The organism is Mycobacterium sp., assembly GCF_032162105.1.
Taxonomy (GTDB): Bacteria; Actinomycetota; Actinomycetes; order Mycobacteriales; family Mycobacteriaceae; genus Mycobacterium.
In genome coordinates this window covers 1-16,650 of record NZ_JAVRPS010000165.1, presented here as the reverse complement: position 1 = coordinate 16,650, position 16,650 = coordinate 1, and the positions used below count along the sequence as shown (strand labels likewise).

Sequence of the window (16,650 nt, the reverse complement as noted above, 5' to 3'; positions counted from 1 at the left end):
GGCCCGCAATTCACGGAGGCCGTGTCGTTCGAAGTGCGCTGCGCCGACCAGGACGAGGTCGACTACTACTGGTCCAATCTCGTCGACGGTGGCGAGGAATCGCAGTGCGGCTGGCTCAAGGACCGCTACGGATTGAGCTGGCAGATCGTGCCAGAGCGGCTGTACGAACTCGTGGAGGACCCCGATCCGGCGCGCGCGGCCGCGGCGACCGCAGCGATGCTCGACATGCGCAAGATCGTGGTCGCCGAACTGGAGGCGGCGGTCGGTTAGTGCGTGACCCCGGCGTGATTCCGACTCGTTGATGTTTTGCTGACGCCGTACCGAACCCAACTCGCACGTGCGACCTGCTTTGGCGGGGCTCCGGTCCACGCGGTGGCGGCATCACGCGGCGTCTTGCTGTTGCTGGCGTGGAAATCGTTGTTGTACGGTTCTTCGACTTCTTCCTGTGTCACCATCACGGGAGTCACCCAGCGCTGGGGTTAGTCGGAGGGGACCATCGGCTCATGCCATTGAGGTGCAACGCAGGGGAGATTCGCTGATGGTTGCGCCCGGCGCCCTCACCACGAACGCGGCCAAACCGATCCGCGCGGTCGGCGGATTCTTCGCGATGGCGATCGACACCTTCGTGTTGATCTTCAAGCCACCCTTCGCCTGGCGGGAGTTCATCCTGCAGTCGTGGTTCGTCGCGCGGGTGTCGATTCTGCCGACGCTGATGCTGACGATTCCCTACACGGTGTTGCTCACGTTTACGTTCAACATCCTGCTGACGGAGTTCGGCGCCGCGGACTTCTCCGGCACCGGCGCTGCGCTCGGCACGGTGCGTCAGATCGGGCCGATCGTCACTGTGCTGGTGGTCGCCGGCGCCGGTGCCACCGCCATGTGTGCCGACCTTGGTGCGCGGACGATTCGGGAGGAACTCGACGCGCTGCGGGTGATGGGTGTCAATCCCATTCAGGCCCTTGTGGTTCCCCGCGTGCTCGCCGCGACGCTGGTGTCTCTGGCGCTGTCCGCGACGGTGATCCTCGTCGGCCTCGCGGGCGCATACTTCTTCACCGTCTACATTCAGAACGTCTCACCGGGTGCCTTCGCGTCCGGTTTGACCCTGATCATCGGTGCTGCCGACGTTACGATCGCGCTGCTGAAGGCGGCGTTGTTCGGACTCTCCGCTGGGCTGATCGCCTGCTACAAGGGCATTTCCGTGCGTGGCGGCCCGGCCGGTGTCGGTAACGCCGTGAACGAAACCGTGGTGTTCACCTTCATGGCGCTGTTCGCAATCAACGTCGTCGCCACTGCCGTCGCCGTAAAGGTGACGATGTGACCGTCTCGAGGCCCCATTCCCAATTCCCGTGGCTGAAGGGCAGGGCCCGCCCCTGGGTCGACGGCTGGAATCACATTGGGAGGCAGACCAAGTTCTACGGCAGGACACTACGGTCGATCCACTACGCCTTCACCGACTACCGCGTTGAGCTGATCCGACTGATCGCCCAAATGGGCCTTGGCGCAGGCGCGCTCATCGTCATCGGCGGAACGGTCGCCATCGTCGGATTCCTGACCGTCACCACCGGCGCGCTGGTGGCCGTGCAGGGGTACACCGACTTCTCCGAGATCGGTGTGGAGGCTTTGACGGGATTCGCGTCGGCGTTCTTCAACGTGCGACTGATCGCGCCCGCGACGACCGCGGTAGCGCTATCGGCGACGATCGGGGCCGGTGCCACAGCCCAACTCGGCGCCATGCGGATCAACGAGGAGATCGACGCGCTCGAGGTGATGGGCATCCGCAGCGTCGCCTTTCTCGCCTCCACCCGGGTGGTGGCCGGCCTACTCGTCGTGATCCCGCTCTATTGCATTGGTGTGCTGGCGGCATTCTGGGCGGCGCGATTCGGCACGACGGTGCTCTACGGTCAGTCGACGGGCGTTTACGACCATTACTTCAGGACGTTCCTGAACCCTACTGATCTGTTGTGGTCATTGATCCAGTGCGTGGTCCTCGCCATGGTAATCATGCTGGTGCACACCTATTACGGCTTTACCGCACGGGGCGGTCCGGCCGGCGTCGGCGAGGCCGTCGGGCGCGCAGTACGCATGTCACTCATCATTGCCGCGTTCGTTCTCGTGATGATGTCGCTCGCCATCTACGGCCAATCCGGCAACTTCAACCTGGCTGGTTAGTGCAATGGACGACAGAGACGAGGGACTGCATCCAGGATGGGCGACGCTCATCCTGGTGCTCGTGGTCGCCGTGTTGTTCTGGCTGACGTATGCGTTGTTCACCGGGACTTTCCGGAAGTCCGTGCCGGTAACGTTGACCTCCGATCGGGCGGGGTTGGTCATGGAGACCAACGCCAAGGTCAAGCTGCGCGGCGTGCAGGTTGGCCGGGTCGCCGCGATCGCCGGCGGTGGTGAACCGGTGACCTTGAAACTCGAGATTGACCGGGACCAGATCGACCACATTCCCGCGAACATCGAGGCGCAGATTCGGGCCACGACTGTGTTCGGCGCGAAGTTCGTTGATCTGGTGTACCCCAGCGACCCCAGCTCGCAGCCGCTGGCGGCCGGTCAGGTGCTGAGGTCGCGCAACGTCAGCACCGAGGTCAACACGGTGTTCGAGAACGTTGTTCGCGTGCTGGACACGATCGACCCGGCCAAGCTCAACAGCACCCTGTCCGCACTCGCGGAAGGCGTCCGTGGACAGGGTGAACGGATCGGTCAGGCCACTACCGACGCCAACCAGGTTCTGCTCGAACTGAACCCGCGTAGTGAGACGATACGAGCCGACTGGCGTGCGCTCAAGGATTTCAACGACACCTATAGTGTTGCGGCACAAGACATTTTAGCCACGCTGGACGCGGCCAGCACAACGAGCACCACCATCGTCAAGAAGGCCGGCCAGCTGGATGCGTTGCTGCTGGCCACCATTGGACTTTCCAACAGCGGCATCAGTCTGATCGCGCCGAATCAGGCCAACCTCATCAAGGCCATCAACGTGCTGGAGCCGACGACCAACCTGTTGTACAAGTACAACCCCGAGTACACCTGCCTGCTGGTGGGCGCGAAAACCTTGCTGGATACCGGAGGTTACGAAGCGCCGGGCGGCAATGGCCGAACCCTCGTGCTCGACACCTCCCTTGCACTTGGGGACGACCCGTACCACTATCCGGCCAACTTGCCGGTCATCGGCGCCAAGGGCGGACCGGGCGGCAAACCAAGCTGCGGCTCGCTGCCAGATGTCGCGCAGAACTGGCCGGTGCGCAATCTCGTCACCAACACCGGATTCGGCACCGGCGTGGATTGGCGCCCGAACCCGGGCATCGGCTTCCCGGCCTGGGCCAACTACCTACCCGTCACCCGTGGGGTGCCCGAGCCGCCGAGCATTCGCAACCTGTTCGGCGGGCCTGCGCCGGGACCGATTCCGTATCCAGGCGCCCCTGCGTATGGAGCGGACCTCTACGCGCCGGATGGCACGCCCTTGTGGCCGGGCCTGCCACCGGCGCCTCCTCCGATGGCGCCACGGGACCCAGGTCGGACACCGGGCACGGAGCCGTTCGTGGTCCCGGCGCCCGCGCAGATGCAGCCGACGCCCCTGCCGCCGATTCCTCTTCCGCCGGCGGTGGTCCCGTCACCATGACCCCGCAGACCGACAGCAACGAAAGGTAACCAGTCATGAGAGAAAGCCTGGTAGGCGTCGGGTTGCGCCTCGCCGTCTTTCTGGCTGTTTGCCTGCTGGGCGTGTTCGGGCTCTACGCGGTTTTCGGACAGCTGCGATTCGGCGAGAAAGCCAGGAGCTACAACGCCGAATTCGTCAACGTGACCGGGTTGGAGAACGGCGACTTCGTCCGCATCGCGGGCGTCGAGGTTGGCCAGGTGAAGAAGGTTGAGATTCAGGCCGACACCACGGCGGCGGTTCAATTCACCGCCGACGATTCGGTGGTGCTGACGGAGGGCAGCCGAGCCGTCATCCGCTACGACGACTTGATCGGCGGCCGGTATCTGGCGCTGGAAGAGGGTACGGGCGGCACCAAGGCGCTTCATGCGGGTGACACGATCCCGATGGCCCGCACGTCGCCGGCGCTGGACTTGGATGCCTTGATCGGCGGCTTCCGGCCGCTGTTTCGGGCGCTCGATCCCGATCAGGTAAATGCGTTGTCCGGTCAGTTGATCGCCGCCTTGGAAGGCAAGGGCGGGACCATCAACTCGTTCCTTGCTCAGACCGCGGCGCTGACGAATACACTGGCCGACCGGGATCAGCTGATCGGGCAGGTCATCGTCAACCTCAACGTTGTGCTGGGATCGCTGGGCGACCAAAACGACCAATTCGCAAAGGCTGTCGACGCGCTCGCCGAACTGGTGAAGGGACTCGAGTCCCGCAAGGAAGACATCAGTAACGGCCTGGGGTACACCAACGCCGCCGCCGGAAGCATCACCGACCTACTCGCGCAGGCCCGTCCTCCGTTTGCGAAGACGATCACCGAAACCGACCGGGCCGCCGGCATCGTGGTGGCCGATCACGATTACTTCGACAACCTGCTCAACACGTTGCCGGATGCGTATCAAGCGCTTGCGCGCCAAGGCATTTACGGCGACTTCTTTTCCTTCTACTTGTGCGACATCGTGCTCAAGCTGAATGGAAAGGGAGGCCAGCCGGTGTACGTCAAGGTCGCGGGCCAGAGCACTGGGAGGTGTGCGCCAAGGTGAAGCCCTTCAGCGAACGCAATCACTTCATCATCGGCGCCATCGGGCTGGCGGTCACCGTCGGCATCGTGGTGGGGGCACTGCAGTACGACAAGCTGCCCTTGCTCAACCAGGGCAAGGAGTACTCGGCCTACTTCGCCGAGGCAGGCGGTATCACGGGTGATGCGGGCGTACAGGTTTCGGGCTTCCAGGTGGGCAAGGTGACGTCGATCGAGCTGGACGGTCCGCGGGTGCTGGTCAAGTTCACCGTCAAGAAGAACATCCGGCTGGGGGATCGCACCGAGGCGGCCATCAAGACAAAGGGTTTGTTGGGTACCAAGATCCTGGAGGTCTATTCCCGTGGCGACGGCCAACAGGAAGGCACGATCCCATTGGATCGCACCACGTCGCCGTATCAGCTGCCGGATGCGCTTGGCGAGCTGGCGACCACGATCAGCGGTCTGAACACCAATCAACTGTCGGACTCCTTGAGGGTGTTGTCGGAGACGTTCTCCGACACCCCGCCGGAGCTACGGATCGCGGTCGAAGGAGTGGCCCGGTTCTCAGACACGCTCAATGAGCGCGACACGCAGCTGCGCGGTCTGCTGACCAACGCCAACAAGACGACTGCGGTTCTCGCCGAGCGCAGCAATCAGATCGTCGGCCTCGTCTCCAACACCAACGCGTTGCTGATGGAACTGGAAAGTCAAAGCGCCGCACTGGATCAGATCTCCGGCAACATCTCGGCGCTCAGTCAGCAGTTGCAAGGCTTCATCGGCGAGAACCGCGCGACGATGAAACCCGCACTCGACAAGCTCAACGGTGTACTGACGATCCTCGACAACCGCAAGGAACGCCTGCAGAAGTCGCTCAAACTGCTCACCCAATACTCGATGTCGCTCGGCGAATCGGTCGCATCCGGGCCCTTCTTCAAGACCTATGTCGCGAATCTGCTGCCGGGACAGTTCTTGCAGCCGTTCATCGACGCAGCGTTCTCCGACCTCGGTCTGGATCCCAACGTACTGCTGCCTTCGGAACGTAGCGACCCACAGATCGGCCAGCCGGGGACACCGGCATTGCCGGTGCCCTATCCCAGGACGGGGCAGGGCGGCGAACCGAATCTGAACATTCCCGACGCCATCACCGGCAACCCGGGCGATCAGGGATGCGGACCGCCCGGCCTGCCGTTACCCGGCCCTACTGGCTGCTACCCCTACCGCGAGCCGCTGCCAGCGCCCCCGCCCGGTGGTCCGCCGCCCGGACCTCCGGCCCTGCCTCCACCCGGGCTGGAGTCCACACCGTCGCCGACGCCGAATCCCGTTTTCGTGCCGGCACCGGGTGAGGCGCCGCCCCTCGGGCCAGTGGAGGGCGGGCAATGATCCGCAACGCGAGAACGTGGGTAGCCGCCGCGCTGGCACTTCTGTTGGTGGCGGGGGTGGTCGTGTTGCTTCGCACCACGGAATCGATCAGCCGCACGAATGTCGTTGCCTACTTTGAGAACAGCAACGGTATCTATGTCGGCGACGACGTCCGCATCCTCGGTGTGCCGGTCGGTAGGATCACGTCGATCGAACCACAGCCCGAGCGGGTGAAGATCTCGTTCTGGTACGACGACAAGTACGACGTACCGGCCGACGCGAAGGCCGCGATCCTGTCTCCGACGCTGGTGACCGCACGCGCCCTTCAGCTCACCCCCGTCTACACCACTGGGCCAGTGATGAAGGACGACGCGGTCATCCCGCGCGAACGAACCGCGGTGCCGGTCGAGTGGGACGAGGTCCGCCAGCAGCTGGAGAAGCTTGCCGACACGTTGCAGCCGACCGAGCCCGGAGGGGTGAGCCCGCTGGGCTCGGTCATCAACACCACCGCCGACAACCTGCGCGGCGAGGGCGCCAATATCCGCGATACCGTCATCAAGTTGTCGCAGGCGTTTTCGGCTCTCGGCGATCACAGCACCGACATCTTCTCGACCATCAAGAATCTGGCGATTCTGGTGTCGGCGCTGCAGGACAGCACCGACTTGATGCGCCAGCTCAACCAGAACCTGGCGTCGGTGACCGGGCTGCTCGCCGACGATCCCGACGAAGTGGCCCACGCGGTCAGCGATCTCAACAACGTTGTCGGTGAGGTCCAGAGGTTCGTGGCCGAGAACCGCGAAGCGCTGGGCACCACGTCGGACAAGTTGGCAGGGGTGACCCAGGCATTGAACGACAGCCTCGGCGATGTCAAGCAGTTCCTGCACGTGGCGCCCAACACGTTGCAGAACTATGTGAACATCTGGCAACCCGCCCAGGGCGCGGTGAGCAGCGTGCCGATGCTCAACAACTTCGCCAATCCGATTTCCTTTATGTGCGGCGCAATTCAGGCGGCGTCACGGATGGGAGCCGAGGAGTCGGCGAAGCTGTGCGTGCAATACCTGGCGCCGGTCATGAAGAATCGCCAATACAACTTCCTGCCCCTCGCGCAGAACGTCTTCGTCGGTGCCACGACGCGGCCGAATGAGCTCACCTACAGCGAGGACTGGATGCGGCCGGATTACATTCCGCCGCAGCCGGTTGCGCCGCAGACCCCGCCGCTACCGGACGGCACGCCCGCGCCGCCACCGGTGCCGGCCGACACGCCGCTGCTGCCTGCAGAGGCGATGACCACCAATCCGGCAGACGGCCTGCCCGGGATAATGGTGCCGCCGGGAGTCGGACCATGATGCGGGCCAGGTGGAAACGTGGCGCGGCGGGAATGCTGGCGCTCGGTCTCGCGGTGTCCGGGTGCGGCTGGCAAGGGCTGAACTCGGTTCCACTGCCCGGGGTGCAGGGTGTGGGCCCCGGCTCGTTCACCATTCAGGCGCAGATGCCCGACGTCGACAACGTCGAACAGAATTCCCGCGTGCGGGTCGGCGATGTGAATGTCGGCACGGTGAGCAAGATCGAGCGTCAGGGCTGGCATGCGCTGGTGACGATGACACTCAACCGCGACGTGGAGTTGCCGGCCAATGCGACGGCCAAGGTCGGACAGACCAGTTTGCTTGGGTCACAACACATCGAGCTGAGGCCACCGGTCGACGTTGCACCCGAAGGCAAGTTGAGTGAAGGTTCGGTGATTCCGCTGACCTCGGCGGGGGCATATCCGACCACCGAGCAGGCGTTGGCCGCGATTGCGGTGGTGCTCAACGGCGGTGGCATCGGCAACATTCAAGACATCACCGAGGCGCTGAGCACCGCCTTTGCCGGCCGTGAGAACGACTTGCGCAGCCTGATCGAGCAACTCGACAAGGCAATCGGCTACCTCGACGACCAAAAGGGCGACATCATCGCCGCGTCGGAAAGCCTGAACAACCTGTTCGGTCAGATCGCCGAGCAGAAACCCGTAGTGGACAAGGCATTACGAACCATCCCCGATGCCCTGGCCGTGTTGAAGGACCAGCGCAACAACCTCTCCGACGCTTTGGCGCAGCTCGGCAAGTTCAGCGCGCTGGCAGCCGATTCGGTGAACCAGACCAAGGAAGCACTCGTCCAAGAGCTCAAAGACCTTGGGCCCGTGGTGCAATCACTGGCCGACGCGGGCCCGGCGCTGACCCGCGCGCTGAGCTTCCTGCCCACGTTCCCGTTCCCCAAGGAGACACTGACCAACTGGATGCGTGGCGACTACGCCAACCTGACGTTGATCCTCGATCTGACGTTGAGCCGGATCGACTCCGGATTCTTCACCGGATCGCGGTGGGAGTGCGATCTGACCTGGCTGGAGATTCAATGGGGCCGCACCATAGGCCAATTCCCCAGTCCGTGCACGGGGAGCGCCCCGCCGAACGGCGCCGGCAACCCGTTGATCGCTCCGTACCACTGGGATCAGGGGCCCTGACATGATTTTGACGAGACGGATCCGGATTCAGATCGCGATCTTCGCCATCGTGGCGACCGCGGCGCTCGCAGTCATGTTGTTCGGGTACATGCGGGTGCCGGAGATGGTGGGAATCGGGGAGTATCGCGTCACGGTGGAGCTGCCCGAAACCGGTGGCCTGTACCCACGCGGCAACGTCACTTACCGCGGCGCGCAGGTCGGCCTGGTCGATAGCGTTGAGCTGTCGGGCACCGGTGTGGCCGCGGTGCTGTCGCTGAACTCGGACGTCAAGATTCCCGCCGACGTCGAAGCCGAAGTGCACAGCCAGTCCTCCGTCGGCGAGCAGTACGTCATGCTGGTGCCCCGCAGTGGGCAAGGGCCGGAGTTGAGGGACGGCGATGTCATCCCTCGGGACCGCACCACCGTTCCGACGGATATCAACGCGGCCTTGGACGCCACGACGCGCGGTCTCGAGGCGATCCCGCGTGAGAACCTGAAGACGGTCATCGACGAGGCCTACGTCGCGGTCGGCGGGCTCGGGCCGGAGCTTCGCCGGCTGGTCAACGGCAGCACCGCGCTGGCCATCGACGCTCGCCAGAACCTTGACCCGCTGACCACCCTGATCGACCAGTCCAAACCCGTGCTGGACAGCCAGACCGACACCGCAGGCTCGATCAAGGCGTGGGCGGCGAACCTGGCCAGCATCACCGGCCAGCTACGAAGCCAGGACCCAGCCGTCGCCGGCATCCTGCAGAAGGGCCCTGGAGCCGCCGATGAGGTGCGTGCCCTGTTCGATCGGGTGCGGCCAACGCTGCCGATCGTGCTGGCCAATCTGGCCAGCATCGGCGAGGTGGCCGTCACCTACCAGCCGAGTCTCGAGCAGCTGCTGGTGCTGTTGCCGCAGGGCACCGCCGTAACGCAGGCCGTCGGCGTGCACAAGCGGAACACCAAACAGGACTACGAAGGCGATGCCTTGGTCTTCAACCTGAACCTGATGATCCCCTTGCTGCCGGCGCCGATACCTCTCCCGCCGCAGCAGTTGCCGCCGCCGTGCACCACCGGCTTCCTTCCCGCCCAGCAGCAGCGGGTGCCCACCTTCGAGGACTACCCCGACCGCCCGCCCGGCGATGTCTACTGCCGCGTCCCTCAGGATGCGCCGTTCAACGTGCGCGGTGCGCGCAATCTGCCCTGCGTGACGGTTCCGGGCAAACGTGCCCCGACCTGGCAGATGTGTGAGAGCAACGAGACCTACGTGCCGCTCAACGACGGCTACAACTGGAAGGGCGACCCGAACGCCACGCTGTCGGGACAGGACATCCCGCAGTTGCCGCCGGGGTCACCACCTGCGCAATTCCCGCCGCCCCCGGCAGCACCGCCGCCGCCAATCGCAGCCGCCGAATACGATCCTGCAACCGGCACGTACGTTGGACCGGACGGCCGCGTGTACACACAGTCGAATCTGGCCCGTAATGCCACAGAGGAGCAAACATGGCAGACGATGCTGCTGCCCCCTCCGGGGAGCTGAGCAAGCCTGCAACCGAGCCGGCTGAACCGGCAACCGACAGCGTCGACGCGGAGGAGGAGTCCGGAGCCGAGTTCCTCGACGAGGCCGAGGCCGAGGACGACCCGGAGCCCGACCTCGAGCCCGACGACGCCACACCCCGGATTTCGCACGTCCGGCTGGCCAGCATCGTCGGCCTGGTCGTGGTGCTGGCCCTCGGCGGGCTGGTGGGCTGGCTGGGCTTCCGCGCGTACCAGTCGCACCAGCTCGACGCGCAGCGCAAGGTCTTCCTTCAGGTCGGCCGTCAGGGTGCGCTGAACCTGACGACGATCGACTACCAACACGTGGACGAGGACGTCAAGCGCATCCTCGACTCGGCGACCGGGACGTTCTACGACGACTTCCAGCAGCGCGCCCAGCCGTTCACCGACGTGGTCAAGCAGGTGAAGTCGAAGTCGGTGGGCAGCGTGACCGAGGCCGGCCTGGAGTCCGAGTCGGAGAACGAGGCGCAGGTGCTCGTCGCGGTGGCGGTCAACACCACCGTCGAGGGCCAGCCCAACCAGCAACCGCGCGCCTGGCGGATGCGCATCCTGGTGCAGAAGGTCGGCGAAGACACCAAGGTTTCCAACGTGGAGTTCGTGCCGTGACAGACGAAGAGAAGACGACCATGGTCGACGAGAGCAAGGCCGACGAGACGGCCGCCGAGAAGCCCGAGATCGAAGACGCCGTCGAAGACGTCGAGGACGCCGAAGACATCGAGGCCGCCGAGGATCCCGTCGACGCCGACACGTCGGAGACTCCGGCGCCTGCGGCCCGCCGCGGCATCGACTGGAGCCGGGTGCTGGCGTACGGGATACTTCCCGGGCTCGCGCTGGTGCTGGCGCTGACCGCGGGTTTCCTGAAGTACGTGGACAACTCGGTGCGCGACTCCGACGTCGCCCGCGTCGAGTCCATGCAGGCCGCCAAGGACAGCACCATCGCCCTGCTGTCCTACCAGCCCGACAAGGTCAAGACGCAGTTGAACGACGCCCGCAACCTGCTCACCGGCGACTTCCAGCAGTCCTACACGTCGCTCATCAACGACGTGGTGATCCCCGGCGCCGAACAGAAGCAGATCTCCGCGGTCGCGACGGTGCCCGCCGCGGCGTCGGTCTCGGCGGAACCGAATCATGCGGTGGTGCTGGTGTTCGTCAACCAGACCGTGGTGGTGGGTGCCGACGCGCCAACCGACACCGCGTCCAGCGTACGGGTGACGCTGGACAAGCACGGCGACAAGTGGCTGATCTCCGAGTTCCAGCCGGTGTAGGCGGGCGGTGGTGACCGAACCTCGCTGGCTCGACGTCACCACTTCCGACGTGACGCTGCGGGCGCTGACGTGGGGGCCGGCGGACGGGCCGATCGCGTTGTGCCTGCACGGGTTTCCCGACAGCGCGCACGGCTGGCGCAAGGTCGCCCCCGTGCTGGCCGACGCGGGCTGGCGAGTGGTTGCGCCGTTCATGCGCGGGTACGCCCCTTCGTCGGTCTCGTCGGACGGCAGCTATCACGTCGGCGCATTGATGGACGATGCGCTGCGCGTGCTCGACGCGGCGGGCCCGACGGGCCGCGACGTCCTCATCGGGCACGACTGGGGCGGTGCGGCTGCTGCGGGCATCGCTGCCTTGCCAGACAGCCCGTTCTCCAGCACGGTTGTCATGGCATTGCCGCCGGTGCCCGCGTTTCTGCCGAGACGCGGCGTGGGCATCAGCCGCTCGCTGGCCGTAGTGATGCCTGCCCAGCTGATCCGCAGCTGGTACATCACATACTTCCAATTGCCCTGGCTGCCAGAACGATCCACGTCCTGGATACTCCCGCTGCTGTGGCGTCGGTGGTCGCCCGGCTACCAAGCCGAGGAGGACCTGCGTCACGTTCACGCGGCCATCGAGTCGCCCGCCAACTGGAAGGCGGCGATCGGGTACTACCGCGCGGCGTTATCGGTCGCCAAGCCCCCCGAACGGTACGCAGACTTCCAACGCCGTTGGACCAATGGCGAAGTCGTGCAACCCACGCTCTATCTGCACGGCGCTGACGACGGGTGCATGACCGTCAAGCTCGCCGACCGCGTGCCCGCGGTACTGCCCGACGGAAGCGAAGTCGCGGTGATCGAACGTGCCGGGCACTTCATTCAGCTCGAGCAGCCCGAGGCCGTCGCCGGCCGCATTCTCGATTTCGTGGGCAGCGCCTGACCCGATGCCGGGCTGAGGCCGGCCTAGCTTCGTAAGGCAACTTGCACGACCGGCAGGTCGCAAGGCCCTATCGTTGGCGAGTCGGGTTATCCGGTGCAACGGATCAGTGGCGGAGGATCGGATGGGGGCAGCGGGGTTGTGTACCGCGTGTGGTCTGGCCCTGCGGGAGGGCGCCCGGTTCTGCGACGGTTGCGGAGCGGCGGTCGCCGCCTCATCCGAGCAGGCCGAGTACAAGCAAGTGACCGTGCTGTTCGCCGACGTGGTGCGTTCCATGGAGATCGCGTCGGCGCTTGGCGCCGAGCGGTTGCGCGAGATCATGACCGAGGTGTTGCAATGCTGCACGACCGTGGTGCGCCGCTACGGCGGCACGGTCGACAAGTTCACCGGCGACGGCGTCATGGCGCTGTTCGGCGCGCCTGCCGCTCTCGAGGATCACGCGCTGCGCGCCTGTCTGGCGGCGTTGGACGTCCACGTCGAGGCAACACGCCTGGCGGACGAGGTCGAGAGCCGCGACGGCATTATGCTGCGTCTGCGGGTAGGTCTCAACTCCGGCCAGGTGATTGCTGGTGAGATCGGCTCTGGCCCAATGGGTTACACGGCAATCGGCGAACAGGTGGGGATGGCGCAGCGGATGGAGGCGGTCGCGCCGCCGGGTGGGGTGATGCTCAGTGAGTCCACCGCTCGGCTCGTCGAGCACTCCACGGTGCTTGGCGAGCCCGAGTTGGTGCGCATCAAGGGCGCCAATGACCCGGTGCCCGCTCGGCGACTGCTGGCGGTGGCGGCCGAGCGCTCGCAGAACAGTCGGCGGGAGCCGACCCTTGTGGGACGGGCCTGGCAGATGAACACCGTTGCCGGGATCCTGGACCAGTCGATCAGCGGTGCCGGATGTGTGGCCGGGGTGGTCGGGCCGCCCGGCATCGGTAAGAGCCGCATCGTCGGCGAGCTCTCGAAGCTGGCGGCCGACCGCGGTGTCGAGGTGTTCTCGACCTTCTGCGAATCACATACCCGCGACGTGCCGTTCCACGTGGCGGCCCGCCTGTTACGCACCACATTTGGAGTCAGCGAACTCGAATCGCCTGCGGCCCGGGCGCGGGTACGGGCCCGCATCCCGCACGCCGATCCCGACGACATGCTCCTGCTGGATGACCTGCTCGGTATCCGTGATCCCGACGTCGACCCGCCGACCATCTCCCCCGATGCGCGTCGGCGCAGAGTGACCGCATTGGTGAACTCCGCAGCCCTGGCGCGGACCACACCGGCGGTGTATGTGATCGAGGACGCGCACTGGATCGACGAGGTCAGCGAATCCATGCTGGCCGAGTTTCTCACCGTCGTTCCCCAGCGGGCAGCGTTGGCGCTGATCACCTACCGGCCCGAATACCGGGGTGCGCTGTCGCGGACGCCTGGTGCTCACACGATCGCACTGGCCCCGCTGAATGTTGGGCAGACCGCGGCGTTGACCGCCGAACTGTTGGGTCCGCACCCGTCGGTGACCGCGGTGGCCGCAAAGATCGCCAAACGGGCTGCCGGGAATCCGTTCTTCGCCGAGGCGATGGTGCGCGATCTGGCCGACCGTGGCGTGCTCGTTGGTGATCGCGGTAGTTACGTCTGCCATGACGACGCCGATGTCTCGGTGCCGGGCAGCTTGCAGGCCACCATCGCCGCCCGCACCGACCGCCTTAGCGCCGCCGCCAAACACGCCCTGTATTCCGCCGCTGTCATCGGCTTGCGGTTTCGGCCCGACCTGCTGACCGTCGTGATGGGCGACGCCGCGCCCGAGGCCGCCATCACCGAGTTGCTCGACGCCGAGCTCGTCGATCAGGTGATGTTCACCCCGCGCGCCGAGTACGCATTCCGGCACCCGCTGATCCAAACCGTGGCATACGAGTCGCAACTCAAGGCGGGCCGCGCTGAGCTGCATCGGCGGCTGGCCGCCGAGATCGAGCGGGGTGATCCGGGCTCGGCCGACGACAACGCCGCCCTCATCGCCGAACATCTGGAAGCTGCCGGCGATCTTCAGTCAGCGTTCGGGTGGCACATGCGCGCCGGAACGTGGTCGACCAACCGCGACCTCGCTGCGGCCCGGATGAGCTGGCAGCGCGCTCGTCAGGTCGCCGACCGGCTGCCCGCCGACGACCCGAATCGGACAACGATGCAGATTGCGCCGCGAAGTCTCCTGTGCGGCACCACGTGGCGAGCCGCCAGCGGCCTCGTCGACACCGGCTTCGACGAGTTCCGGGAGCTGTGTGCAGTGGCCGACGACAAGGTGTCGCTCGCTGTTGGCATGGCCGGGACGGTGGCGGCGCTGACGATGTTCAACGATCACCGCGAGGCGTCGCGCCTGGCCTCGGAGCTCACTGAATTGGTCGAGTCGATTGGCGATCAGAAGCTCACGGTCGCACTGCTGTTCTCGGCGTCCTTCGCGAAGGCGTGGGCTGGTGAAATGACCGAGAGTCTGCGCCTGAGCCAACGCATCATCGACCTGGCCGACGGCGACCCCACCAAGGGTGACCTGCTCATCGGCTCACCGCTGGCATTTGCGTTGACCATGCGTGGCATGGCCAGACTGTGTCTGGGACTTGGCGGGTGGCGAGACGACCTCGACATGGCGATCGCGACGGCCGCTCCGGTCGATCCGACGTCCCACGTGGTGGTGCTCATGTACAAGTACACGTTCCCCATTCCAATAGGGGCGCTGCCAGCCGATGCGACCGCGTTGCGGGATACCGCCGACGCGCTCGCCATCGCGGAGCAATGCGGCGATGATTTCGCCCTCGGGGTGGCGCGGGTCTGTCGAGGCATGGCCCTGGTCCGCAACGCCGGTCCCGACCGCAAGGAGGGCCTCGCGCTGCTCGCCCTGGTCCGTGAAGACGCCGCGAATGGGCAGTTCATGACGCTCGTGCTGCCGATCGCCGACCCTGTACTCATCGAGGAGAGAGCTTGCAGCGGCGATCTCGACGGCGCCATCGAGGCGGCGAGCACGCTAGTCGACTACGAGTTCGACACTGGTGCGTTCATCTGGCGCGGGTTGTCCACCACCGTGCTGGTGGAATCGCTGCTACACCGCGGGACCGACGATGACCGTGAGACAGCGCAGGCCGCGATCGACCGGCTGGCGGCGGCAGCCACTGAACCCGTTTTCGTGCCGCATGAAATCGCGCTGGTGCGTCTCCGGGCGCTGGTGGCGCGGGCGCACGGCGACGATGCCGCCTATGGAGACCTGATGGAGCGGTACCGCACCAAGGCGACAGCCGCTGGCTTCGCCGCGCCATCCGGAACATCGCCCTTGGGTCCGAGCCTCTGAAACAGGACGGTGGAGAATGACTTTCACCAAGTCGTTGAGCAAGCATCGACTTCGTCGGACGCTAACGCTTCTTCAGGCCTGGGTGGTTGCGGACCAGGATCGGTAGCAGCAGCCGGCGGGGCAGGTGCTGATATGCGGATGCGCCGATCCTGTTGAACACACCTGGCACGATCACCGACTTGCCGGAGGCCAGTCCGTCCACGGCGGTCTTGGCGACGACGTCGGCGTCGACCCACATGACCTTGGGTAGCGCGGCCTCGGCGTCCGCGTCGGAAAAGCCGGCCTTCTCGCCGAACTCGGTTTTGACAGGTCCCGGGCACACGGTCGCTGCGGTCACGCCGGTGCCGCGCAGCTCCGCGCCGAGCGCCTGGGTGTAGGAGAGCACGAACGCCTTGGCCGCGCCGTACGCGGCCTGCCCCGGCAGGGGGCCAAAGCCGCCGACCGACGCGACGTTGAGCACCGCGCCACGTCCGCGTGTCACCATGCCAGGCACGAACCGACTGCACAGGTCGGCCACGGCGGCGACGTCGACCTCGATGAGGTTGAGTTCGGCGGCGGGATCCGATGCCGCGACCGGGCCGACGGTGCTGAGGCCAGCGTTGTTCACCAGGATGTCCACGACCAGGCCGAGGCCGGCCACCCGGTCGGGCAGTGCGGCGCGCTCGTCGGGCTTGGACAGGTCGGCGGCCAGCACGTCGGCCGCCGCACCCAGCGATTCGGCGAGCGCCTGCAACTTGTCGGCCCGGCGCGCCACCAGCACGACGTGACGACCCCGGCGGGCGAACTCCCGGGCGAACTCCTCGCCGATGCCCGACGAGGCGCCTGTGATGAGAACGACCCCGTTGTTACTCGCCGCCGGAAGCATTCCGGCAGCCTAAGGCGTGTCGAACAGTTGCGATGGTCCGGTCTAGTCGTGGCGTCGCCACGAATCTCTGAATCAGGTTTCCCTTGCGATGTGCCACCCTCTCAAATCGGCGATGGGTGTGAGTTGTCGGTAGACGGTATAGGGGCTAGCTGAGGCCGAAGGCCTCGGGCTGCAAAACGATTCGTGGGTTGTCAGCGTGGGTGAACACTCACGTTGGCAGAGCCACATTTGCAGATCAGGAGGCCTCCGGTGATTG

General features: G+C 65.7%; 14 protein-coding genes. 13 read left to right on the top strand and 1 reads right to left on the bottom strand.

From position 1 onward, the window contains the following. The 13 genes from QOC69_RS08695 to QOC69_RS08635 all read left to right on the top strand — a co-directional run. A partial coding sequence (locus tag QOC69_RS08695) for a VOC family protein (protein ID WP_526438399.1) occupies positions 1 to 270 on the top strand: 270 nt, incomplete at its 5' end. Between the two features lie 268 nt (positions 271 to 538). Then, positions 539 to 1,318 carry an MlaE family ABC transporter permease gene (locus QOC69_RS08690; RefSeq protein ID WP_526438397.1) on the top strand — a complete coding sequence of 260 codons (780 nt, stop codon included), beginning with the start codon at positions 539 to 541 and terminating at the stop codon, positions 1,316 to 1,318. Then, positions 1,315 to 2,169 (top strand): MlaE family ABC transporter permease, encoded by an 855-nt coding sequence (locus QOC69_RS08685; RefSeq protein WP_526438395.1) that lies wholly within the window; start codon positions 1,315 to 1,317, stop codon positions 2,167 to 2,169. Before QOC69_RS08690 ends, QOC69_RS08685 begins: the two co-directional genes overlap by 4 nt. 4 nt (positions 2,170 to 2,173) lie before the next feature. Continuing rightward, positions 2,174 to 3,625: an MCE family protein gene (locus tag QOC69_RS08680; RefSeq protein WP_526438393.1), complete on the top strand. Its 1,452-nt coding sequence runs from the start codon at positions 2,174 to 2,176 to the stop codon at positions 3,623 to 3,625. Positions 3,626 to 3,660: 35 nt separating this feature from the next. Beyond that, positions 3,661 to 4,692 carry a virulence factor Mce family protein gene (locus QOC69_RS08675; protein ID WP_526438391.1) on the top strand — a complete coding sequence of 344 codons (1,032 nt, stop codon included), beginning with the start codon at positions 3,661 to 3,663 and terminating at the stop codon, positions 4,690 to 4,692. Further along, on the top strand, positions 4,689 to 6,047 hold the full coding sequence (locus tag QOC69_RS08670; RefSeq protein ID WP_526438388.1) for an MCE family protein: 1,359 nt from the start codon (positions 4,689 to 4,691) through the stop codon (positions 6,045 to 6,047). Before QOC69_RS08675 ends, QOC69_RS08670 begins: the two co-directional genes overlap by 4 nt. Beyond that, positions 6,044 to 7,372 carry an MCE family protein gene (locus QOC69_RS08665; RefSeq protein ID WP_526438386.1) on the top strand — a complete coding sequence of 443 codons (1,329 nt, stop codon included), beginning with the start codon at positions 6,044 to 6,046 and terminating at the stop codon, positions 7,370 to 7,372. The genes QOC69_RS08670 and QOC69_RS08665 overlap by 4 nt, the downstream gene beginning before the upstream one ends. After that, complete coding sequence (locus tag QOC69_RS08660) at positions 7,369 to 8,523, top strand: virulence factor Mce family protein (protein ID WP_526438384.1); 1,155 nt, start codon at positions 7,369 to 7,371, stop codon at positions 8,521 to 8,523. The genes QOC69_RS08665 and QOC69_RS08660 overlap by 4 nt, the downstream gene beginning before the upstream one ends. Position 8,524: 1 nt before the next feature. Beyond that, entirely contained in the window at positions 8,525 to 10,027 is a 1,503-nt protein-coding gene (locus tag QOC69_RS08655; RefSeq protein ID WP_526438382.1) for an MCE family protein, read from the top strand. Continuing rightward, complete coding sequence (locus QOC69_RS08650; protein WP_526438380.1) at positions 9,991 to 10,650, top strand: Rv1363c family protein; 660 nt, start codon at positions 9,991 to 9,993, stop codon at positions 10,648 to 10,650. The genes QOC69_RS08655 and QOC69_RS08650 overlap by 37 nt, the downstream gene beginning before the upstream one ends. Next, on the top strand, positions 10,647 to 11,309 hold the full coding sequence (locus QOC69_RS08645; RefSeq protein WP_526438378.1) for an Rv1363c family protein: 663 nt from the start codon (positions 10,647 to 10,649) through the stop codon (positions 11,307 to 11,309). Before QOC69_RS08650 ends, QOC69_RS08645 begins: the two co-directional genes overlap by 4 nt. Positions 11,310 to 11,319: 10 nt before the next feature. After that, on the top strand, positions 11,320 to 12,225 hold the full coding sequence (locus QOC69_RS08640; RefSeq protein ID WP_526438376.1) for an alpha/beta fold hydrolase: 906 nt from the start codon (positions 11,320 to 11,322) through the stop codon (positions 12,223 to 12,225). A gap of 121 nt (positions 12,226 to 12,346) precedes the next feature. After that, positions 12,347 to 15,529, top strand: a complete 3,183-nt coding sequence (locus QOC69_RS08635; protein ID WP_526438374.1) for an ATP-binding protein — start codon at positions 12,347 to 12,349, stop codon at positions 15,527 to 15,529. A gap of 61 nt (positions 15,530 to 15,590) precedes the next feature. On the opposite strand, the gene QOC69_RS08630 is transcribed toward QOC69_RS08635, so the two are convergent. Further along, positions 15,591 to 16,394 (bottom strand): SDR family NAD(P)-dependent oxidoreductase, encoded by an 804-nt coding sequence (locus QOC69_RS08630; RefSeq protein ID WP_526438372.1) that lies wholly within the window; start codon positions 16,392 to 16,394, stop codon positions 15,591 to 15,593. Between the last annotated feature and the right edge of the window lie 256 nt (positions 16,395 to 16,650).

What these genes read in the sequence shown, in the direction of transcription:
- QOC69_RS08690 (WP_526438397.1), top strand. Translation starts at nt 539, where the DNA reads ATGGTTGCGCCCGGCGCCCTCACCACGAACGCGGCCAAACCGATCCGC.
- QOC69_RS08680 (WP_526438393.1), top strand. Translation starts at nt 2,174, where the DNA reads ATGGACGACAGAGACGAGGGACTGCATCCAGGATGGGCGACGCTCATC.
- QOC69_RS08675 (WP_526438391.1), top strand. Translation starts at nt 3,661, where the DNA reads ATGAGAGAAAGCCTGGTAGGCGTCGGGTTGCGCCTCGCCGTCTTTCTG.
- QOC69_RS08665 (WP_526438386.1), top strand. Translation starts at nt 6,044, where the DNA reads ATGATCCGCAACGCGAGAACGTGGGTAGCCGCCGCGCTGGCACTTCTG.
- QOC69_RS08660 (WP_526438384.1), top strand. Translation starts at nt 7,369, where the DNA reads ATGATGCGGGCCAGGTGGAAACGTGGCGCGGCGGGAATGCTGGCGCTC.
- QOC69_RS08655 (WP_526438382.1), top strand. Translation starts at nt 8,525, where the DNA reads ATGATTTTGACGAGACGGATCCGGATTCAGATCGCGATCTTCGCCATC.
- QOC69_RS08650 (WP_526438380.1), top strand. Translation starts at nt 9,991, where the DNA reads ATGGCAGACGATGCTGCTGCCCCCTCCGGGGAGCTGAGCAAGCCTGCA.
- QOC69_RS08635 (WP_526438374.1), top strand. Translation starts at nt 12,347, where the DNA reads ATGGGGGCAGCGGGGTTGTGTACCGCGTGTGGTCTGGCCCTGCGGGAG.
- QOC69_RS08630 (WP_526438372.1), bottom strand. Translation starts at nt 16,394, where the DNA reads ATGCTTCCGGCGGCGAGTAACAACGGGGTCGTTCTCATCACAGGCGCC.